General features: G+C 68.3%; 17 protein-coding genes. 7 read left to right on the forward strand and 10 right to left on the reverse strand.

From position 1 onward, the window contains the following. Window positions 1-27 precede the first annotated feature (27 nt). The 5 genes from WS96_RS15725 to WS96_RS15745 all read left to right on the forward strand — a co-directional run bounded on the left by WS96_RS15725 (window position 28) and on the right by WS96_RS15745 (window position 6,488). A complete protein-coding gene (locus WS96_RS15725; protein ID WP_059833627.1) occupies window positions 28-1,209 on the forward strand; it encodes a fumarylacetoacetate hydrolase family protein in 1,182 nt (393 codons plus the stop codon). A gap of 284 nt (window positions 1,210-1,493) precedes the next feature. Further along, the gene (locus WS96_RS15730) at window positions 1,494-2,435 is read left to right on the forward strand and encodes a LysR family transcriptional regulator (RefSeq protein ID WP_059833630.1); all 942 of its coding nucleotides are present in this window, start codon (window positions 1,494-1,496) and stop codon (window positions 2,433-2,435) included. Between the two features lie 74 nt (window positions 2,436-2,509). Continuing rightward, window positions 2,510-3,916, forward strand: a complete 1,407-nt coding sequence (gene tcuA / locus WS96_RS15735; RefSeq protein ID WP_059833632.1) for an FAD-dependent tricarballylate dehydrogenase TcuA — start codon at window positions 2,510-2,512, stop codon at window positions 3,914-3,916. After that, complete coding sequence (gene tcuB / locus WS96_RS15740) at window positions 3,903-5,105, forward strand: tricarballylate utilization 4Fe-4S protein TcuB (protein ID WP_156443642.1); 1,203 nt, start codon at window positions 3,903-3,905, stop codon at window positions 5,103-5,105. Before tcuA ends, tcuB begins: the two co-directional genes overlap by 14 nt. Window positions 5,106-5,171: 66 nt before the next feature. Next, window positions 5,172-6,488, forward strand: coding sequence for an MFS transporter (locus WS96_RS15745; protein ID WP_059833634.1), 1,317 nt, complete (start codon window positions 5,172-5,174; stop codon window positions 6,486-6,488). A gap of 87 nt (window positions 6,489-6,575) precedes the next feature. On the opposite strand, the gene WS96_RS15750 is transcribed toward WS96_RS15745, so the two are convergent. After that, window positions 6,576-8,393, reverse strand: a complete 1,818-nt coding sequence (locus WS96_RS15750) for a methyl-accepting chemotaxis protein (protein WP_059833635.1) — start codon at window positions 8,391-8,393, stop codon at window positions 6,576-6,578. A gap of 256 nt (window positions 8,394-8,649) precedes the next feature. Here WS96_RS15750 and WS96_RS15755 point away from each other — a divergent pair, with 256 nt between their 5' ends. Beyond that, entirely contained in the window at window positions 8,650-10,236 is a 1,587-nt protein-coding gene (locus WS96_RS15755) for a methyl-accepting chemotaxis protein (RefSeq protein ID WP_059833637.1), read from the forward strand. Window positions 10,237-10,424: 188 nt separating this feature from the next. Next, a complete protein-coding gene (locus WS96_RS15760; RefSeq protein WP_059833638.1) occupies window positions 10,425-12,386 on the forward strand; it encodes a phosphatase PAP2 family protein in 1,962 nt (653 codons plus the stop codon). Here WS96_RS15760 and WS96_RS15765 read toward each other — a convergent pair. The 9 genes from WS96_RS15765 to WS96_RS15805 are packed head-to-tail and all read right to left on the reverse strand — an operon-like array spanning window position 12,367 to window position 21,950. After that, a complete protein-coding gene (locus WS96_RS15765) occupies window positions 12,367-12,663 on the reverse strand; it encodes a hypothetical protein (protein ID WP_059833640.1) in 297 nt (98 codons plus the stop codon). The genes WS96_RS15760 and WS96_RS15765 overlap by 20 nt on opposite strands. A 55-nt stretch (window positions 12,664-12,718) precedes the next feature. Beyond that, complete coding sequence (locus WS96_RS15770; protein WP_059833642.1) at window positions 12,719-14,242, reverse strand: UxaA family hydrolase; 1,524 nt, start codon at window positions 14,240-14,242, stop codon at window positions 12,719-12,721. Next, window positions 14,239-15,402, reverse strand: a complete 1,164-nt coding sequence (locus tag WS96_RS15775) for a D-mannonate oxidoreductase (protein ID WP_059833644.1) — start codon at window positions 15,400-15,402, stop codon at window positions 14,239-14,241. Before WS96_RS15775 ends, WS96_RS15770 begins: the two co-directional genes overlap by 4 nt. A 31-nt stretch (window positions 15,403-15,433) precedes the next feature. Further along, window positions 15,434-16,444: a zinc-binding alcohol dehydrogenase family protein gene (locus tag WS96_RS15780; RefSeq protein ID WP_034209098.1), complete on the reverse strand. Its 1,011-nt coding sequence runs from the start codon at window positions 16,442-16,444 to the stop codon at window positions 15,434-15,436. Window positions 16,445-16,466: 22 nt separating this feature from the next. Further along, window positions 16,467-17,342: an amidohydrolase family protein gene (locus tag WS96_RS15785; RefSeq protein WP_059833646.1), complete on the reverse strand. Its 876-nt coding sequence runs from the start codon at window positions 17,340-17,342 to the stop codon at window positions 16,467-16,469. Beyond that, window positions 17,339-18,355, reverse strand: coding sequence for an aldo/keto reductase (locus WS96_RS15790; RefSeq protein ID WP_059833649.1), 1,017 nt, complete (start codon window positions 18,353-18,355; stop codon window positions 17,339-17,341). Before WS96_RS15790 ends, WS96_RS15785 begins: the two co-directional genes overlap by 4 nt. A gap of 36 nt (window positions 18,356-18,391) precedes the next feature. Beyond that, the gene (locus WS96_RS15795; RefSeq protein ID WP_034209095.1) at window positions 18,392-19,339 is read right to left on the reverse strand and encodes an ABC transporter substrate-binding protein; all 948 of its coding nucleotides are present in this window, start codon (window positions 19,337-19,339) and stop codon (window positions 18,392-18,394) included. A 42-nt stretch (window positions 19,340-19,381) separates the two neighbouring features. Then, on the reverse strand, window positions 19,382-20,413 hold the full coding sequence (locus WS96_RS15800) for an ABC transporter permease (RefSeq protein WP_011549867.1): 1,032 nt from the start codon (window positions 20,411-20,413) through the stop codon (window positions 19,382-19,384). Beyond that, entirely contained in the window at window positions 20,406-21,950 is a 1,545-nt protein-coding gene (locus WS96_RS15805) for a sugar ABC transporter ATP-binding protein (protein ID WP_059833651.1), read from the reverse strand. The genes WS96_RS15800 and WS96_RS15805 overlap by 8 nt, the downstream gene beginning before the upstream one ends. Window positions 21,951-22,177: the final 227 nt, after the last annotated feature.

Below are 22,177 nucleotides of genomic sequence, written 5' to 3' on the forward strand. Positions count from 1 at the left end.
CCGCCCCCGACTCTTGCCGAGCTGACCATGCGTACTCCTACCGTTTCCGATTGCCTGCCGCACGACCTCGCCCACGCGCTGCTGATCGGCCGCGTCTGGCGGCACGACGCCGCCCCCGCGGGCCCGAGCGTCGTCGCCGTGCGCGGCGGCGAAGTGTTCGACATCACGCGCACCGTGCCGACCACCGCGGACCTGTTCGACCGCCGCGATGCGCTCGCCGTCGCGCGCACCGCTTCGGGCGAATCGCTCGGCCGCGTCGAGCCGCTGCTGCAGGCGGCGCTGGACGGCACGCCCGGCGCCACGCACCTGCTCGCGCCGTGCGACGTGCAGGCCATCAAGGCGTGCGGCGTCACCTTTGCGGTCAGCCTGATCGAGCGCGTGATCGAGGAACAGGCCGGCGGCGATCCGGCCAAGGCGGCGGAGGTGCGCGACATCATCGCCGCGACGATCGGCACCGATCTGTCGAAGATCGTGCCGGGCTCGGAAGCCGCGCTGCGCCTGAAGGCGGAACTCGAGCGCCGCGGCGCGTGGTCGCAATACATGGAGGTGGGCATCGGCCCGGATGCCGAGGTGTTCTCCAAGTCGCAGCCGATGTCCGCGGTCGGCTTCGGCGCGGACGTGGGGCTGCTGCCCGTGTCGGTGTGGAACAACCCGGAGCCGGAAATCGTGCTGGCGGTCGCCAGCGACGGCCGGCCGGTGGGCGCGACGCTCGGCAACGACGTGAACCTGCGCGACGTCGAAGGCCGTTCGGCGCTGCTGCTCGGCAAATGCAAGGACAACAACGGCTCGTGCGCGATCGGCCCGTTCGTGCGGCTGTTCGACGACGGCTTCACGCTCGACAGCGTGCGGGAATGCAGCGTGTCGCTGCGCGTCGAAGGCGCGGACGACGGCTTCGTCCTCGACGGCATCAGCCACATGCGCGAGATCAGCCGCGACCCGGCGGACCTTGTCGCGCAGACCTGCGGCGCGCATCACCAGTATCCGGACGGCTTCATGCTGTTCCTCGGCACGATGTTCTCGCCGATCCAGGATCGCGACGCGCCCGGCGGCGGATTCACGCATCACCTCGGCGATCGCGTCACCATCTCCACGCCCGCGCTCGGCGCACTCGTCAACACCGTGCGGCTTTGCACGGAGATCGCGCCGTGGACCTTCGGCGTGCGCGCGCTGTATGCGAATCTGGCCGCGCGCGGGCTGCTTGCGGAGTGAAAGTGGGACACGCGGCGACATGAAGCCCCTGCGCGAACGACATCGACGGATCGCAGGCGAAGCGGTATGAAGCGGGCGTTCGCGCCGGCACGCACGCAGCCGGCCTTCACTGCGCGACCTGAACACTCGCCGAGCCGGAACGGCCGCCGCGAGCGGGGCCGCCAGCCGATTCCGCAACCCCATAGTCTTTCCGGCGGCGATCCGCGGGTTCGGTGGGCGCGATTCGTCCCACCGGCGCCTCGTCGGCTGCGACAATACCGCGGCTGAGTCAATTCGAGGTGTCGATGGAACTGAGGCAACTGCGCTATTTCGTCTGCGTCGTGGAACACGGCAGCATGGGCAAGGCCGCGCTCGAACTGGGCGTGGTGACGTCCGCACTGAGCCAGCAGATCAGCCGGCTCGAGAGCGAGCTGTCCACGCGCCTGCTGCAACGCACCTCGACGGGCGTCGTTCCGACGGACGCCGGTCTTGCATTCTGGAGACAAGCGCAGCTCGCGTTGCGCCACGTCGACGATGCGGCGCTGGCCGCGCGTCAGGCGCGCCTGTCGGGGCACGTCAGCGTCGGGCTTGCGCCCAGTACGACCGGCGTACTCGGTCTCGCGTTCATGCAGGCGATGCGACAGCGCTATCCGGATGTCCGGCTGCGCATGGTCGAGAGCCTGTCGGGCTATCTCGGCGCGATGCTGAGTGCGCGGCAAATCGACCTGGCGATCCTGTTTCGTGAAGAACCCGCGCAGCGCTGGAGCGTGATGCCGTTGCTCGACGAGCATCTGTTCGTGATCGGCGCGCCCGGCCTGCCGGGCATGCCCGGCGGGCCGCACGTGCACCTGGCGAACCTCGGCGCCGTGCCGCTGATCCTGCCGAGCGGTCCGCACGGCCTGCGCGCGTTGCTGGATGTCGCCTTCGCCCGCACCGGCTTCACCCCGCGCATCGCCGCCGAAGTCGACGGCCTCGCGATGTTGATGGATGCGGTGCGCGGCGGGCTCGGTGCGACCATTCAACCGGGCGCGGCGCTCGCGCGGTTCGAGAACGCGGCGCTCGCGAGCGTCCCGGTCGCGGACGCCCAGGCGACGCGGCCGAACCTGATCGCAAGCGTCTCCGACGACGAGTTGTCGCCCGCCGGGCTCGCGGCGCGGGTCGTCCTCGCCGACGTGGCGCGCGAGATCGTCGCGGCAGGCGGGTGGCCCGGCGCCACGCTGCGCGAGCCGCCTCTTCACAAAAACTGAAGACGTGTTGCCGCCGCCCTGATGGCGGCAGGCGAGGCCGATCCGTAGAGTGCGTCTCAAAGGAGACAACTCAGATGGTTGATGTTCTCGTAATCGGCGGCGGCAACGCGGCGCTGTGCGCCGCCTTGATGGCGCGCGAAGCCGGCGCGTCGGTGCTGCTGCTCGAAGCGGCACCGCGGGCGTGGCGCGGCGGAAACTCCCAGCACACCCGCAACCTGCGTTGCATGCACGACGGCCCGCAGGACGTGCTGGTCGGCGCCTATCCGGAAGAAGAGTACTGGCAGGACCTGCTGAAGGTCACGGGCGGCATCACGAACGAGGCGTTGGCCCGGCTCGCGATCCGCGCGTCGGCGCACTGTCGCCCGTGGATGCGCGCACATGGCGTGCGGTTTCAGCCGCCGTTGTCCGGCGCACTGCACGTGGCGCGCACCAATGCATTCTTCATGGGCGGCGGCAAAGCGCTGGTGAACGCGTATTACCGCAGCGCCGAAGCGCTGGGCGTACAGATTCGCTACGACACGCCCGTCGACGCCATCGAACTCGACGGCGAACGCTTCGTCGCCGCGCGTAGCGGAAACCGGCGCTTCGAGGCACGCAGTTGCGTGCTCGCGGCGGGCGGCTTCGAATCGAACCGCGCATGGCTGCGCGAGGCGTGGGGACAAAACGAGCGCGGCGAGTGGCCCGCCGACAATTTCCTCATCCGCGGCACGCGGTTCAACCAGGGCGTCCTGCTCAAGGCGATGCTCGCCGCCGGCGCGGATGCGATCGGCGACCCGTCGCAGTCGCATTGCGTCGCGATCGACGCGCGCGCGCCGCTCTACGACGGCGGCATCTGCACACGGATCGATTGCGTATCGCTCGGCATCGTCGTCAACCGCGACGCGCAGCGCTTCTACGACGAAGGCGAGGACTTCTGGCCGAAGCGTTATGCGATCTGGGGCCGCCTCGTCGCGCAGCAGCCGGAGCAGACGGCCTACTCGATCATCGATGCCAAGGCCGTCGGACGCTTCATGCCGCCGGTATTTCCGGGTGTCCGCGCCGATTCGTTGCCGGAACTCGCGCGCCTGCTGAACCTACCAGAACGCGCATTCGTGGAGACCCTGCGCGCGTACAACGCCGCATGCCGGGCAGGCACGTTCGATCACACCGTGCTCGACGACTGTCGCACCGAAGGCATCGGCCCCGCGAAAACTCACTGGGCACGACCGATCGATACGCCGCCCTTCTTCGGCTACGCGTTGCGTCCGGGCATCACGTTTACGTATCTCGGGCTCAAGGTCAACGAGCGCGCACAAGTCCACTTCGGCGGACGGCCGAGCGACAACCTGTTCGTTGCCGGCGAGATGATGGCCGGCAACGTGCTGGGCAAGGGCTACACGGCGGGCGTCGGAATGTCGATCGGCACCGCGTTCGGCCGTATCGCGGGCACCGAGGCGGCGAAGGCCGCGCAAACGACTGGAGTTCAACGTGCACGATATTGAAGAACACGTTCGCGACGCGCAGGCGCCCGCGCCCGCCGGCCGGCCGTCGACACGCGCGAGCGGCGCCGCCGTGATTCGCATCGTGCCCGTCACCGACAGCGAAGCGGAAGTCGCGCGCCAGATGCAGATCTGCAATGCGTGCCGCTACTGCGAAGGATTTTGCGCGGTCTTTCCGGCGATGACGCGCCGGCTCGAATTCGCGAAGGCGGACGTCAACTACCTGGCCAACCTGTGCCACAACTGCGGCGCGTGCTACCACGCATGCCAATATGCGCCGCCGCACGAATTCGCGGTGAACGTGCCGAAGGCGATGGCGCAGGTCCGGGTCGATACGTATGTCGAATATGCGTGGCCCGCTGCGATGGGACAGCTTTACAGGCGCAACGGCCTGACCGTCGCGCTCGCCCTCGCGATCGGGCTGGCGCTTTTCCTGATGCTCGGCATCGCAATGCACGGCTCGCTGCTGAATGGCCCGTCGGGCGGCCGTTTCTATGCGATCTTTCCGCACAACCTGCTCGCCGCGATGTTCGGCTCGGTGTTCGGCCTCGCCGTGCTGGCGCTCGGGGTGGGCGTGACGCGCTTCTGGCGCGACGTGTCGTCGGGTACCGCAAGCATGCCCGCCGTCGCCGAAGCGGCGAAACACGCGCTCGCGCTCACCTATCTCGACGGCGGCCACGGTGACGGCTGCAACGAATCGGACGATGCGTTCACGCTCGCGCGGCGCCGGTTTCACCACTTCACGTTCTACGGCTTCATGCTGTGTTTTGCCGCCACGCTCGTCGCGACCTTCTATCACTACGCGCTGGACCTGCACGCACCGTACGCGTTCCTGAGCCTGCCCGTGCTGCTCGGCACCGCCGGCGGAATCGGTCTGCTGATCGGGCCTGCCGGCCTCTTGTGGCTCAACCTGCGTCGCGACCCCGCGCGGACCGATCCGGCACAACGCCCGATGGACCGCGGCTTCATTGCGCTGCTGATGCTCGTGAGCATGTCGGGACTGGCTTTGCTGGCGTCGCGCGACACCCGCGCGATGGCGACGCTGCTCGCGGTTCATCTCGGCATCGTGATGGCGCTTTTCGCAACGTTGCCGTACGGGAAATTCGCGCACGGCATCTTTCGCTGCGCGGCGCTGCTCAAGTCGTCGATAGACAAGCGCCAGGCCGGCCGCCTGCAACTCGGCTCGGACTGAACCGGGCCCATCGAAGCGGTCCGGCGTTCGGGCCGCTTCGCACAATACATTCAACGGAGACACCCCATGCATCCCTCACCGTCAACCGCGCCGGACGGCGCGGCCGCAGGCACGTCGAAGCTCGGCGCGGTCCTGCGCGTGACCAGCGGCAATTTTCTCGAGCAGTTCGATTTTTTCCTGTTCGGCTTCTATGCGACCAGCATCTCGCGAGTCTTCTTTCCGGCGGCAAGCGAGTTCGCGTCGCTGCTCCTCACGTTTGCCGTGTTCGGCGCCGGCTTCCTGATGCGCCCGCTCGGCGCGATCGTGCTCGGCGCCTACATCGACGAAGTGGGGAGACGCAAAGGCCTGATCGTGACGCTCTCGATCATGGCGAGCGGCACGATCCTGATCGCGTGCGTGCCGGGGTACGCGACGATCGGGCTCGCCGCACCGGCGCTGGTGTTGCTTGGGCGCCTGCTTCAAGGCTTCTCGGCCGGTGCCGAGCTGGGCGGCGTGTCGGTCTATCTCGCGGAAATGGCCACGCCCGGGCACAAGGGCTTCTATACGAGCTGGCAGTCGGCAAGCCAGCAGGTGGCGATCGTCATCGCGGCGGCCCTGGGCTATCTGCTGAATCATTTGCTGACGAGCCAGGAAATCGGCGCGTGGGGCTGGCGCATCCCGTTCTTCATCGGTTGCGCAATCGTGCCGGTCATTTTCCTGCTTCGCCGAACGCTGCAGGAAACGGACGAATTCAAGGCGCGCACCCATCGTCCGCGTGCACGCGAGGTGTTCGCGACGATGCTGGGGAACTGGCGCATCGTGTTTGCCGGCATGCTGCTCGTCGCGATGACCACGACGACGTTCTACCTCATTACGGTCTATACGCCGACGTTCGGCAGGGCCGTACTGAAACTGTCCACGGCGGACAGCCTGGTCGTTACGCTGTGCGTGGGGGTGTCGAATTTCTTCTGGCTGCCTGTCGGCGGTGCGCTGTCGGACCGCGTCGGACGCAAGCCGATCCTCGTGGCCATCGCCGTGGCGGCCATCGTGACGTCGTATCCCGCGCTCGCGTGGCTTTCATCCGCGCCCAGCTTCGGGCACATGCTCGCCGTGCTGTTGTGGCTCTCCTTCTTCTTCGGCATGTACAACGGCGCGATGGTCGCGGCGCTGACCGAAATCATGCCCGCCAGTGTTCGCGTGGCCGGTTTCTCGCTCGCGTTCAGCCTCGCGACCGCGGTTTTCGGCGGCTTCACGCCCGCGGTGTCGACCTATCTGATCGAGGTGACGGGCGACAAGGCCGCGCCCGGCTACTGGCTCAGCTTCGCCGCGTGCTGCGGGCTGCTCGCGACGCTGTCGCTGTATCGCAAAGGCGGGACGGTGCGGCGTTCGGCGTCGCCTGCGTGAGTCGCGGTACTCGCCTGAACGGACCGGCTTCGCGGCGCCGCCATCCCGCGCCAGTGCGTCCTATCAAACCGGGGCCTGCCGACCCCGTCAGGCCGCCACCGGCCGCTCCGCGAGCTTGAACTCGCCGACCGTCTGCGCGAGCCGGGCCGCCTGCTCGCGCAGCGACGTCGCGGCAGCCGCCGATTGCTCGACGAGCGCCGCGTTCTGCTGCGTCGTATCGTCGAGCTGCGACACCGCCTGATTCACCTGCTCGAGCCCCGTGCTCTGCTCCTTCGCGGCGACGCTGATTTCGGCGATCACGCTCGTGATGTTGCGCACGCCGTCGACGATTTCGTCCATCGTCGCGCCGGCCGTCTGGACGAGCCCGGAGCCGCCCTCGATCTTCTCGACCGACGCGTGGATCAGTTGCTTGATTTCCCGCGCGGCCTGCGCGCTGCGCTGCGCGAGCGCACGCACCTCGCCGGCGACGACCGCGAAGCCGCGGCCATGCTCGTTCGCGCGCGCCGCCTCGACGGCGGCATTCAACGCGAGAATGTTGGTCTGGAACGCGATGCCGTCGATCACGCCGACGATGTTGGCGATCTCTCCCGATGCCTGCGTGATGTCGTTCATCGTCGAGACGACCTCGCGCACGACCGTGCCGCCGCGCAGCGCGACATCCGACGCCGATTCCGCCAGACGGTTCACCTGGCTCGCCGCATCGGCCGAATTGCGGGCCGTGCCCGCGATCTCCTCGAGCGCGGCGGCCGTTTCCTGCAAGCTCGACGCCGCGTGTTCGGTGCGGGCCGACAGATCCTGGTTGCCCTGCGCGATCTCGGCGCTTGCGAGGTTGACGGACGTGCTGAACTCGCGGATCTGCAGCAGAATCGCACTGATCTTCTCCGCGAAGGCGTTGAACGCTCGCGCGATCTGCGCGGCTTCGTCGGCGCCGTCGGCGGGCAGGCGCTTCGTCAGGTCGCCGCTGCCGCTCGATACGTCCGTGAGCGCATCGCGCACCATCAGGATGCGCTTGAAGGCCGCGTTCGTCATCGCGCCGACGAGCGCGGCCGCGACGACGGCGACGATCGCGATCGCCAGCAGCGTCGTCGTCGCGACCGCTCGCATGCCGGCCGTGACGTCGCCCTTGTCGAGCGCGAGCACCAGCGACCAGTCGGTGCCGACGATCGGTTGCGCGCGCATCAGCTTGGCGGCGCCGTCGATGTCGACCGCGACGGGCGCGGCCGCCGTCTGCAGGGCACCGAGGCGATCGGCATCGAGTTCCGGCGAGAGACCCGTGGCCGGCTTCATGATCAGGTCGGTCCTGGCCGACGCGATCACGCGCGCACTCTTGTCGACCAGAAACGCGAAGCTCGCCGGGGTCGGGTGAACGGAAGTCACGATCGAGCTCACGTTCTCCATGAACAGGCTGGCTGCCAGCACACCCTTCACCGCGCCGTCGCGCACCACGGGCACCGCGAACGCCACGGCCGGCTTGCCGCTCGTCGCATCGCGGTAAAGCGCCGTCACGACCAGGCGGCCCGCGCCGACGGCCTGCTTGTACCAAGGCCGCGCGGTCGGATCATAGCCGGGTGCGAGCGGCACATTCGAGAACGCCGTCTTGTCCGGCAGGCCGAGCGTCAGCACCGCGAAACCGCCCGACTTGCCGAGCAGCTTCAACGCCGGCACCGGGTCGCCGTCGCCGATCGCGATCGTGTCCGCGAGCGCCTGGGTTTCGCGCGCCCGGCTCGCCACCCATTCGTCGATCGCGAGTGCGTGGCCGGCGAGGATCGACTTGTGATTCTGGTCGATGGCCTCGTCGTTGTGGGTCTTGACGACGTAATAGACGAGCCCCCCGGTTACGGCCAGCGCCGTCACGACGATGGCGACGCACGTCGCCAGTATCCGGGCGCGAATTGATGACAGCATGATGACTTGGGTCTCCGTTACCGCGTGATGATTGAACTGGATCGGTGAACAGGCCGATCCTGATCCATTTAACGGCACCGGGGGCGGGAAGTTGAGCAATGTCGAAACGACGGCGTGATGCGTGCGGCGCGCGGGCCGAATTTTTTTCGATGGCCGGGCACGCGCAAACGATTGCCGCGGGCGGCGGTCCTAAATTGTTCATTCACCATTCCGATAATAAGGAAAGCTATTTGATACTCACGACTGGAAATTCCCCATGAACGATCGACGGTTAACGGTTCGCACGAAGCTGACCATCGCTTTCGGACTGCTGACGTGCACGGTTGTGCTCGTCTCCCTCCTCGGCATCGTGTCGCTCGCCAACGCGAACGCGGCATTCGAGCATTACGTCAACGGCACCAACGCCCGCGCAATGCTGGCGGACAAGGTTCGCGTCGCGGTCGACCGGCGCGCGATCGCCGCCCGCAACCAGGTCCTGGCGACCGGGCCGCGCGATGCGGACGTCGAGAAGGAAGCGGCACTGCAGGCCGACCGCGACGTCAGTGCGCTGCTGGGCGAGCTGACGAACGCGGTCCGCGAAGGAAGCGGCGCGTCCGACAAATCGCGCGAACTGGTTCGGCAAATCGCGGCGGTCGAGGCGCAGTACGGCCCCGTGGCGCGCGCCATCGTCGATGCGGCGGCCAACAACCGGCGCGATCAGGCGATCGCGATGATCAACGAACAGTGCCGCCCGCTGCTGGCCCAACTCGTCGCGGCCACCGACGCGTATGCGACGTACACGCGCTCGCGGGCCGCCCAACTGGTGACGGAATCGAACGACCGCTATACCTCGCGACGACTGATGCTGATCGCCCTCTGCATCGCGGCGGCGGCGGCGGCGGCAATCTCGGGCGTCTTCATCACCCGCGGCCTGCTGCGCGCGCTGGGCACGGAGCCTGCCGCGCTCAGCGAGATCGCCGGCCATATCGCCGCCGGCAACCTCGGCGCCGAATCCACGACCGGCGCCGCGCCGCCCGGCAGCGTCCTGGCGTCCATGCGCGACATGCAGGCGAACCTGATCCGCCTGATCTCGGAAGTCCGTACCGCATCGGGCAACGTCGCGACAGGCGCCGGCGAAATCGCGTCCGGCAACCAGGACCTGTCCTCCCGCACCGAGCAGCAGGCCGCATCGTTGCAGGAAACCGCGTCGAGCATGGAGCAACTGACATCCACCGTGCGCCTGAACGCCGACAATGCGCAGCAGGCGAGCGGCCTGGCCAACAACGCATCGGAAGTCGCCCAGCGCGGCAGCGCGGCGGTCGGCCTGATGGTCGACACGATGACGGACATCAGCACGAGTTCCACCAGGATCGCCGAGATCACCGGCATCATCGAAGGCATCGCGTTCCAGACCAACATTCTCGCGCTCAACGCAGCCGTGGAGGCCGCCCGCGCCGGCGAACAGGGTCGCGGCTTCGCGGTGGTGGCCAGCGAAGTCAGGAGTCTCGCGCAGCGTTCGTCGAGCGCCGCGAAGGAAATTCGCGAGCTGATCTCGCAATCGGTCCGAAAAATCCAGGACGGCTCGCATATCGCGAACAATGCGGGCGAGACGATGAGCGAGGTCACGCATGCGATCTCGCGCGTGACCGACATCATGGGCGAGATCGCCGCGGCGTCGAGCGAGCAGAGCCGCGGCATCGAGCAGGTCAATCTGGCCATCACGCAAATGGACGAAGTCACGCAGCAGAATGCGGCGCTCGTCGAGCAGGCCGCCGCCGCATCGAAGTCGCTCGAGGAACAGGGCAGCCGGCTTGCCGAGGCCGTATCGCTGTTCCGGCTCGACGCGCGTACGGCCAACGCGTAGGCCGGCGTCCGCCGCCCTGTATCGGTGACGGGCGCACGCGTTCGCGCACCCGTCATGTTCAGTATCGGAAATTAACCAGATAGTGGGAATGATCGCGTATCGACGACGACGCGAAACAATTCCGTAACGGCCGCGTAACGATCGCTCACCACAATCCTCCATCTTCGACCATCAGGATGGAGTCTTGCATGTTTGCGTCACGAAGCCGTTTCCCGCTGCACGTCGCGGCATTGTCGAGTGCGATCGTACTGGCTGCCTGCGGCGGCGGCGACGACGTCGCGTCGACCGGCACGATCGCCGCGGCCGTGCCCGCGCCGCCCGCCGACCCCGGCTTCGTCGACAGTGCGCCGATCCCGAGCGCGCCCGCTTTCGTCGACAACGTCGCGACCAACCAGCGCAACGATGCGCGCTATGCGACGCTGTCGACCAACGCGGCGGTACGCGTGTTGAGCCGTTTCCTCGATCTCTGGCAACCGTCGACGATGCTGGTCGACGCGGGCGCGTCCGCGCCGGCGAACGGCGGGTTCCCGGCCGTCTCGCCGTCGACCTGCTCCGGGCTGCCGAACAGCGGCGTGCCGTGCGGCACGATCCTGAACGATGCGGTGCTGTCGGCCAACGTGCAGTACGTGATCGACGCGACGACCGCGCGCACGCCGCAACAGGCCGATGCCGCGTACTACGACGACCGGCGCGGCAAGGGCTATAGCGTGACCGACGGCATGGGCCCGCTCACCGCCGCGTGGCGCGCCGCGGCCCAGCAGACGACCAGCATCACCAGCGTGCCTGCCGATGCGACGACCGTGCTGTACAACGACGCCGGCAACAACGTCGGCGTCGGCAGCAGCGGCGGCAACGCCAGCTTCGGCAAGGTCGTCGACCTGCTCAACGAAATGGGCAACAACGCGTCGACCGAACCGTCCAAGCGCTTCTTCAAATACGCGCGTCCGTACCGCTGGAGCACGAGCGTGATCGTCGCGCCGACGCTCGTGCCGGCCGAAAGCGCGACGCCCGCGACCGACGGCGGCTTCATCAGCGGCCACACGGCCGAGGCGGTGCGCGATGCGACGACGATGGCGTGGCTCGTGCCGGAACGCTTCCAGGAAATGATCAGCCGCGGCCTCGAGCTCGGCGAGAACCGGATTCTGGCCGGCATGCATTCGCCGCTCGACGTGATCGGCGGCCGCATGCTCGCGCTGGCCGTCAGCGCGGCGAACCTGACCGCGTACGCCGGCGACGCGCAGGCCGCCTACACGCAAGCCCATCAGACGCTGCAGCAACTGACGGGAACGAACGCCACGACGTTCTCCGCCTTCGCGCATTCCGGCACGCCGGCCACCGACCGGTTCGCCGACTACACGGCGAACCGCGCCGCGTTCCTGCGCCGCATGACGTTCGGCTTCGGCGCGCTCGAATCGACGAACGCACCGCCGGTCGTGCCGAAGGGCGCGGAGATTCTGCTGCAGACGCGCTTTCCGTATCTGAGCGCCGACCAGCGGCGCGTCGTGCTGAAAACGACCGAGCTGCCGTCCGGCTATCCGGTCATGGACGACGCGGAAGGCTGGGGCCGCCTGAACCTGTTCGCGGCGGCCGACGGCTACGGCGCGTTCAACGGCAACGTGATCGTGTCGATGGATGCGTCGCAGGGCGGCTTCAATGCCGCCGACCTGTGGCGCAACGACGTCGCGGGCGCCGGCAAGCTGACGCTGCAGGGCAGCGGCACGCTGACGCTGGCGGGCAACAACGGCTACACGGGCGGCACGCAAGTGAACGGCGGCACGCTGGCAGCCGCGTCGACGACGGCGTTCGGCAAAGGGGACGTGTACGTCGGCCCGGGCGGCAGCGTGCGCATCGCGGCCGCCGCGCCGGTGACGATCGCCGCCCGCTACACGCAGCTCGACAACGCGACGCTCGAACTCGACATCGACGGCAACGGCGGCGGGCGGCTGCGCGTGGGCGGCCCGCTCACCATCGCGGGCGGCACGCTGCACGTGAAATTCGTGAACGGCTACGCGCCGAAGGCCGGCGACACCATCGCGCTGATCGACGGCGCGGCGGCGGCCGCGAAGTTCGCGACGGTGACGGTCGACGGGTTCAAGGCCACGCCGGTCTACACCGCGACGGGCGTGTCGATCACGCTGTCGGCGGCGTAGCCGGCGACGAAGATCGCGCCTGCAACGGCGCCGCCCACGGGCAAGACCGCGTACCGAAGCGCCGTTGCAGTTCGATGATCGTCGGCAGGTTGAAATCGTGAACATCCGGCGCGGCGGCGCCCTGCCGCCGGCTGACCTCGACACAGAGTTCCAGCGCCCGCGCACGCGTCTCGGCGAGCAGCCGCAGCGCCTCATCGAGCAACCCCTTCTCCAGTTCCGACAGCGAGCCGCCGTGGCCGGTTTCGCCGATCGCCGGCTCGCTCATGCGGGTTTCCATCGCGGCTTCTCCTTCGCTGTCCGATTGCGCACGCGCTCGCCCATCGCCGTTCGCGTCACATGACCGCGCCGCGCAGCCACGGCACGAACTCGCGTTCGCCGATGCCGTTGTCCTCGCTGCGGGAGCGTCGTCCGGAGGCGACGTCGAGCATCAGCCGAAACAGCCGCGCGCCCGCTTCGTCGACCGTGAGCGAACCGGCGACGATCCCGCCGCTGTCGAAATCCATGTCCGATCGCATCCGCTCGAACAGGCCGGTCGTCGTCGCGATCTTGATCGTCGGCACCGGCTTCGACCCGAACACCGAACCGCGGCCCGTCGTGAAGCACACGAGATTCGCGCCGCCGGCGATCTGCCCGGTCGCCGACACCGGGTCGTAACCGGGCGTATCCATGAACACGAGCCCGGCTTGCAGCACCGGCTCCGCGTAATCGTAGACCGCGCGCAGCGGCGAGCGCCCGCCCTTCGACACCGCGCCCAGCGACTTCTCGAGAATCGTCGTGATGCCGCCGGCGAGGTTGCCGGGCGACGGGTTGTTGTTCATTTCGCCGCCGTGATCGGCGACGTAGCGCTCCCACCACTGCAACCTGCCGCGCAGACGCTCGGCCACGTCGCGCGAGGCCGCCCGCGCGATCAGCAGATGCTCGGCGCCGTAGATCTCGGGCGTCTCGGACAGAATCGCGGTGCCGCCGTTGCGGACCAGCAGATCGACGGCCGCGCCGAGCGCCGGGTTCGCCGTGATGCCCGAGTAGCCGTCGGACCCGCCGCATTGCAGGCCGACCGTCAGCCAAGAGGCCGGCACCGCGCTGCGACGCGCGCCGTCGGCCGCCTCCACCAATTCGCGCACGATCGACACGCCGCGGGCCACGGTGTCGCGCACGCCGCCCTCGTCCTGGATGACCAGCGTGCGCACGGTGCCCGGCGCGGCCGCATCGAGCCGTTGCGCGAGCGCGCCGACCTGGTTGACCTCGCACCCGAGGCCGACGAGCAGCACGCCGGCGAAGTTCGGGTTCCGTGCATAGCCGACGAGCGTGCGTCGCAGCAGTTCGATGCCGTCCCCGGTTGCCGACATGCCGCAGCCGCTCTGATGGGTGATCGCGACGACGCCGTCGACGTGACCGAACGCATCGAGCGCGCCGTGCCGGTATGCATCGGCGATCGCATGACAGACGCTCGCCGAACAGTTGACGCTCGCGATCACGCCGACGTAGTTGCGGGTGCCCACGCTGCCGTCGGGCCGCACGAATCCGTCGAAGGTATCGGCGCGATCCGCCGGAACCTCGTGCACGTCGCCGGCACGCGTGTCGTCATGCGCATGCCGCTCGGGCATCCCGACGTTGTGCACGTGCACGTGCTCGCCCGCGGCGATGTCGCGCAGCGCGATGCCGATCGGCTGCCCGCATTTGACGATCGCGTCGCCGCGCGCGATCGGCGCCGTGGCGATCTTGTGGCCGGCCGGGACCGCGGCCGCCGGCCGCAACGGCGCGCCGCGCACGTCGATCGGCACGTCCGGCGTCAGTGCGTCGAGTGCGACGGCGACGTTGTCGTCGCCGTGAAGAATCACGATTGCCGGTTGCTTCACGATGCATGTCTCCCTGTCGTTGCGCCGGCCGCCGGGTCATGGCGGGCGACGAGTTGCCGCAACCGGGGTTGTTCGGCCGGCAGCGCCAGCGAATCCGCGAGCGCGAGCAACGGCTCGATCCGCCGCGCCACCTTCTCGCGATGATTGACCGCGATATCGGCGATGCGATGCGCGAGAAACGGATTGAGAAAGCGCTCGCGCACGCTGTCGACGTACCGTTCCGCTGTGTCGCGCAAGCCCAGCGCAACGAATACCGGCGCGACTTCATCGCGCCACACCGCCTCGAGGCCGTCGCGCAGCCGCGCGTCGTGCATCGCGTCCAGCACCGTTTCCGATGCGTCGCGCCCTGCCGCGAGCCACTGCTCCGCGAGCCAGCTGTGCCCGAGATTGAGGAAGAACAGCTTCAGGCGCTCGTGGCTGCGCAAATCGTCGGTGACGACGATCTGCGCGTGCCGGCACGGCAGCGCCATGCCGGCACGCCGTTCGATCGCCCACAGCGCATAGGGCTCCGCGATCGCGCCGACCGGATGCAGCGGCTCGGACACGATGCGGTCGACGAGCGAGTTGACCCACACGCAGCGGTTGCACAGATAGTCGGCGAACGCGTCGGGCAGCCGCCACCGGCGCGCGAGGTCCAGCACGATGTCGCGCAGCGTGTCGCCGTTGTTCGTCACCAGTTCGCAAGGCAGGACGGAGATGCCGTCGTCGGGCCGCACCCGCCAGCGCGCATGCAGCAGCGCGAGCAGCTTCGCCGGAAAGCCGCGCGGGGCCTGCTCCGGCCGGTCGAGCACGTCCGCGGCGTCGCGCGGATCGGCGCGATAGCCTGCGTCGCCGGTGTTCGACACGATCGCGCGCACCGTCTCGATCGCGGCACGGCGGATCTCCGCCCAGTCGCGCTCGGCGTCCCACGCGCGCTGCACGGCGCGGCATTCGACGACTTCGTCGACGATGCCGCCGCGATCGCGCCCGCGAATCCGCACCGGATAACGACCGGTGGCGCGCAGCGCGTCGATGCGGGCGCGGCTGGCCGGATTGCCGGTCGTCTGCACGATGCCGATGCCGCCCATCGCGTTGCCGTCGTCCAGCGCCTGGGAGACGAACAGGTCGACGTGCGCCAGCAGGAAGCGGCTCGTGCCGAACTGCAGGATCGGCGGCGTCATCGCGTGCGCTCCGCGTGGCGGATTCGATGAATCAGCATTCGACGAGCGCCTTCACGACGGTCTGCCCCGCTTCCAGCAGACGCGGAAACGCGTCCGGCACCTCTTCGAGCCGCATCCGGTGCGTGTTCAGCGCGCGGTCCGGAATGCGCCCCGCCCGCATCGCGTCGAGCACCGTCGCGAAATCCTCGGCCGTCGCATTGCGGCTCGCGAGCAGCGTGGTTTCCCGCTTGTGGAATTCGGGATCCGAAAACGCGACGTGCCCGCGCACGATCGAGATCAACGTGTATTTGCCGCCGTGCGCGACGAATTCGAAACCGCGATTCATCGCATCGAGGTTGCCCGTCGCGTCGAACACCGCATCGAAATACTCGCCGTTCGTCAACGACGCGAGACGCGCCGCGTCGTCCGCCCCCACCTCCACCGCCGCATCGACCGCCAGGTGCTGGCGGCAAAACGCCAGCCGGTCGGCCCGCGTGTCGAGGCACGTGACGTCGGCGCCGCGCAGCTTCGCGAACATCATCGCGGCCATGCCGATCGGCCCGGCGCCGACGACCAGCGCCCGCTGCCCGGCCCGGACGTCGGCCCGCCGCACCGCATGCGCGCCGATCGCGAGAAATTCCAGCATCGCCGCCTGGTCGAGCGAAATGCCGTCGGCCTTGTGAACGAACTGCGCGGGCACGCTGAGGTATTCGGCCAGCGCGCCGTCGCGATGCACGCCGAGCACCTTGATGTTCACGCAGCAGTTCGTATTGCCGTGACGGCATGCGACGCAGTGTCCGCACGACAGATACGGCATCACGTACACCGCGTCGCCGGCGCCGAGCCCCGACTCGGGTTCCGCCTCCACGACGACCGCGGAAAGCTCGTGCCCCATCACGCGCGGATAGTCGAGGTACGGCTGGTTGCCGGTGAAGATGTGCAGATCGGTGCCGCAGATGCCGACGCGCTGCACGCGCAACAGCACTTCGCCGCTGCCGCGCACGGGCAGCTCGCGCTGCTGTACGCGCAGCACGCCGGGGGATTCGCAAATCACGCTGAGCATGTCGGGTTCCTTTCGTGATGGTTCATTCTTCGTGGCGTGCGGTGTCGATCCGGTAAAAGCGGCGCGCGTTGCCGCCGAAGAGGTCGGCCAGTGCGGCAGCGCCGAGCAGCCGCGCGCAGTCGTCCTCGCACGCGGCCAGCCATTCGCCGTAGCCGCCGCACGCCGACGCCAGCCGCAACACCGGCCAGTCGCTGCCCCACATCAGGCGCGTCGGCCCGAACAGCTCGGCCAGCGCATCGACGTACGGCCGCGTGCGCGCACGCACGACATCCGGGCCGGCCGACGGCCCGGCCTCCGTCCACAGGCCGGACAGCTTGCAATGCAGGTTCGGCAGGCTCGCGAGCCTGCGCATCGACGACAACCACGGCTGCAGCACGCCGCGCTCGACGAACGGCTTCGCGCCATGGTCGATCACGATCGGCAGATCCGGATGGCGCCGCGCGAATGCATGCAGCGCATCGAGATGGCGCGGCATCACCAGCGCATCGAAAGCGAGCCGATGCTCGAGCATCGCGGCGACCGCGCGATCCAGTTGCGGATCGTCGATCCACGCGTCGTCGGGCAGATCCTGCAGCATCGGCCGCAAGCCACGCGCCTTCGGCGCGGAGGCGAACGCCGCGATCCGCACCGGCGCGTCGTCGGCCTTCATGTCGACCCAGCCGACCACGGCGCCGACGCTCGGCGTGGCGGCCGCCAGATCGAGCAGATAGCGCGTGTCGGCTTCGCTCGGCAGCGATTGCACGAGGACGGTGGTGTCAATGCGCGCGGCATCGAGCAGCGGCGCCAGATCGGCGGGGCCGAAATCCCGGTGAATCGCGTCGAGTTCGGCCGGCGGCCAGCAGCCGACCCGCGCGCCGATTCGCCAGTAGTGCTGATGAGCGTCGATGCGCGCGGTCATGCGCGTGCTCCCGGAACCGGCGCGTGCGCGTCGATCAGACCTTCGTCGCGCAGTGCATCCCATAGTTCGGCCGGCGCAGGGCGCTCGAACCATGCGATGTTCTGCTTCAACTGAGCGACGCTGCGCGCGCCGACCACGCACGACACGACGGCCGGATGGCCGAACGGAAACTGCAACGCAGCGGCGGGAAGCGGCACGTCGAAGCGGTTGCACAGCGCGCCGAGCCGCGTGGCCTTGTCGATCACGTCGGCGCTCGCGTCCGCATAGTTGAACTTGCCGTTGCCGGCGAGCAGGCCCGAGTTGAATACGCCGCCGATCACGATGCCCGTCCCTTCACGAGCGCATGCGTCGAGCAGCGGTTCGAGCGCCGTCTGTTCGAGCAGCGTGTAGCGGCCGGCCAGCAGCACGGCGTCGAGCGCCGCTTCGTTCAGCGCATCGGCCGCGACTTCCCATTCGTTCACGCCGAGACCGAACCCGCCGATCTCGCCGCCCGAGCGCAGCGCGTCGAGCGCGCGAAACCCGCCGCCGCGAGTCAACTGTTCCCAGTAGTGCGCGTGACGATCGCCGTGCGTCATCGCGCCGATGTCGTGCACGTACAGCATGTCGATTCGCGCGAGCCCGAGCCGTTGCCGGCTGTCGTCGTGCGAGCCCATGATCCCGTCGTAGCTGTAGTCGTAGACCGGCCGGAACGGCAAAGGCTCGGCCCAGCCGTCGTCGCCCGGCCGCACGCTCGCGTCGGCGCGCATCAACCGCCCGACCTTCGTGCTGAGCGTGAACGCGCCGCGCTCGCGCGAGGCGAGCGCCGCCCCCACGCGCCGCTCGGACAGCGTGTAGCCGTAATAGGGCGCGGTGTCGAAGTAGCGCAGGTCGGCCGCCCACGCGGCGTCGACGAGCGCGGCGGCATCGACGGCCGACATCGGACGATAAAGGCCACCCAGTTGCGAGCAGCCGAGACCGAGGGCCGACATCGTCATCCCGCTGCGCGGCAAGCTGCGCGTGTCGTTTGCGTTCATGAGTCGCGACTCGATACGGGAAAGCGGCACGGCCGGTCAGTACAGGACATTCTTCGCCGCCTGCGAATCGAGGTTCTGCTTGTCGACCATCACGACGCCGGTATCGATCAGCTTCGGCGCGGGCTTGCGCGCGATGACGTCGAGCGCCGTGCGCACGCCCTGGTTCCCCATCTGCCAGGAGCCCTGCACGGCGATCGCCTGCACGGTGCCGTCGCGCACAAAGCCCTGCAGGTCCTCGTTGCCGTCGAACCCGATCGCCACCACCTTGCCCGCCTTGCCCGACTGCTTCAGTGCGCGGCCCATCCCGACGGCGGTCGGCTCGTTCGCGCCGAAGATGCCCTTCAGGTCCGGGTTCGCCGACAGCACGTCGGTCGTCTGGTTCAGCGCGGTCGCCATTTGCGATTGCGAGTAGTACGGACCGACGATCTGCAGCTTCGAATGGCTCTCGATATATTTGCGGAACCCGCCGACGCGGCTGACCTCGGAGCCCGCGCCCGGCACGTACGACATGATCGCGATCTTGCCGGATTGCCCGACGCGGTCGATCAACGCTTTCGCGCACAGCGCACCCGCCTTCTCGTTGTCGGTCGACAGGAACGCCTGGTAATACGGCTTGCCGGCGTCCGCGATGGCCGAGTCGATCAGCACGACGGGAATGTGCGCTTCCCACGCCTTCTTGATCGCGGGAACGAGTGCATCGGGATCGGACGGCGCGAGCACGATGCCCGCCACATGGCGCGTGACCGCGTTGTCGACCATGTTGACCTGTCCGCTGATGTCCGACTCGGCCGCCGGCCCCTGGAACGTCATCGTGTAGCCCTTGGCCCCGTCGAGCGCCGCCTTCGCACCTTTCTGCACGTTCTGCCAATAATTCGAATTGACCGTCTTGACGATCACGGCGATCTCGCCGCCCGCCGCCTGCGCGCCGCCGCTGCACACCGCGAACACGCATGCCGATGCCGCCAGCAGGATGAATTTGTTCATGTCTCGCTCCGCTTCTCGTTGGTAGGGACTGCTTGCTGCCGGTCAGGGCCGGCGATTGCGCAACTGGTCGATCCACACCGTGCCCAGAATCACGACGCCGATGATGATCTGCTGGATGAAGCTCGACACGCCGTTCATGTTCAGGCCGTTGCGCAGCACGCCGATCACGAACGCGCCGATCGCCGTGCCGGAAATCGTGCCGACGCCGCCCATCAGCGACGTGCCGCCGATCACCGAGCTGGCGATCGCGTCGAGCTCGTACATCACGCCCTCGTTCGGCTGCCCGGTGACGAGCCGCGACATCAGCACGCAGCCGGTCACGCCGGCGAGCGCGCCGGACAGCACGTAGGTGAACAGCTTCACGCCCTGCACGTTCACGCCCGACAGCCGGGCCGCCTCCGCGTTCGACCCGACCGCGTAGATATGACGGCCGAGCGACGTTCTCGACAGCAGGACGGACACCACGACGAACAGCACGACCATGATCACGACCGGATACGGAATGCCGGGAAAGGTCGTGTCGGGGAACCCGTCCGCGCCGATGCGCGAGATCCGCAACAGCGCGCCGTTGCCGAGCGCGCCGAACGCGTCGCCGAGATCCGATACCGGCCGCGCGCCGGTGATCTGCAGCGCGATGCCGCGCGCGACCAGCATCATGCCGAGCGTCGCGATGAACGGCGGCAGGCCCATCTGCGTCACGCAGATGCCGTTGACGAGCCCGCACAGCGCGCCGACCAGGATGCCGGCCGCCATCGCGGCGGGCACCGGCACGCCGGCCTTGACCAGCAACGCCGCGCACACGCCGGCCAGCGCGAGCACCGAGCCGACCGACAGGTCGATGCCGCCCGTGATGATCACGCAGGTGGCGGCCACGCCCAGATAGGCGATCGACGTGACCTGCAGGCCGACCGTCATCAGGTTGTCGACCGAGAAGAACGCCGCGCTCGAGATCGAGAACGCGAACACGAGCACGACGAGACTGCCCAGCGCCGCGAACTTCTGGATCAGGTCGCGCCGCCGCTGTCGCGCCGCCCGCTCGTCGGCCTGGCTTCGATCGGATGTCATTTCAAGCATGGGAACGCCCCGACGCGTAGTGCATGATCTCCTCCTGACTGGTGTGTTTCGTCTCGAGCAACGCGGTCAATCGACCTTCGTGAAAAACGGCGATCCGGTCGGTCACGCCGAGCAGCTCCGGCAGCTCCGAACTGATCAGCACCACGCCGACGCCGTCGGCGGCAAGCCGGTCCATCAGCCCGTAGATCGCGAATTTCGCGCCGACGTCGATGCCGCGCGTCGGCTCGTCGAAGAACAGGATCTTCGAACCGCGGTACAGCCATTTGCCGATGACGACCTTCTGCTGGTTGCCGCCGGACAGGTTGCGCACGCGCTGGTGCACCGACGGCGTGCGAATCGCGAGGTCCTGCACGTAGCGGCGCGCCACGTCCAGTTCGTCGTCGAAGCGCAGGAACCCGAGACGCGACGCGATGCCGCGCACGTTCGCGAGCGTGAGATTCGCCGCGACGGGCATCGACAGCGCGAGCCCCTCCTTCTTGCGGTCCTCCGACAGATACGCGATGCCGTGCCGGATCGCCTCGCGCGGCGAGCGAATCGTCACGGGCCGGCCGTGCAGTGCGATCGTGCCGCCGTCGGGACGGTCCGCCCCGAAGATCGCGCGCGCGATCTCGGTGCGCCCTGCGCCCATCAATCCCGCGAACCCCAGGATCTCGCCGCGGCGCAATGCGAACGACACCGGCCCGAACACGCCGTCGCGGCGCAGGTCCCGCACGTCGAGCAGCACGTCGTCCGTCGGCGCCGACTGCCGCGACGGATAGGCGTCGTCGAGCGAGCGTCCGACCATGCGCGCGACGATGTCGTCGATGCTCACGTCGGCGAAATCGTCCGTCGAGATATGGCGCCCGTCGCGCAACACCGTCACGCGATCGACGATCTGCGCCATTTCGTCGAGCCGGTGCGAGATATACAGAATCGCCACGCCGTCGGCGCGCAGTTCCTCGATGATGCGAAAGAGCTGCACCGTTTCCGCTTCCGTCAGCGACGACGTCGGCTCGTCCATGATCAGCACGCGCGCATCGAGCGACAGCGCCTTCGCGATCTCGACCATTTGCTGCTGCGCGATCGACAGCACGCCGACCTTCGTCGTCGGCGCGACGTTCAGGCCGATTCGCGCGATGCAGCGCGCCGCATCCGCATTCATGCGCCGCGTATCGACGAACGGCCCGCGCCGCGGCTCGCGTGCGAGGAACAGGTTCTCCGCCACGCTCAGGTGCGGGACGAGATTGAGCTCCTGGTGAATGATCGCGATGCCGGCCGCCTGCGCTTCGGATGCCGAATGAAATCGCACCGGCGCGCCGCGATAGCGAACGACGCCCTCGTCGGGGAGGTACTGACCGCTGATGATCTTCATCAGCGTGGATTTGCCCGCACCGTTTTCGCCGCACACCGCATGCACTTCGCCGCGGCGCAGGTCGAGGCGAATCCCGTCGAGCGCGAGGACGCCCGGAAAGCGCTTGCGAATCCCTTCCAGGCACAGGATCTCCCGGTCCGTTTCGTCCGGAGCGGCCTGACCGGGCAGATTGCGGGGCAATGCCATTGCGTCTCCTTGGAGTGGATCGACCTCGGCACCGCTTGGTCAGTCCAATTTAGACGAATTACAGCAATCAAACCAATTTTGGTCAAGCCAATTTAGCTATTCCAATCTGATCTTACCAATGGTGAAAACCCGCACATCCGGATGAACGGGCCGCCACGACGGGCGAAACGACGCGCGTGATAGACTCCGCGACACGCGCTTGCGCCGAAAGCGCATTGATCCCACTG

Source organism: Burkholderia sp. MSMB1835 (genome assembly GCF_001526365.1).
Lineage (GTDB): Bacteria > Pseudomonadota > Gammaproteobacteria > Burkholderiales > Burkholderiaceae > Burkholderia.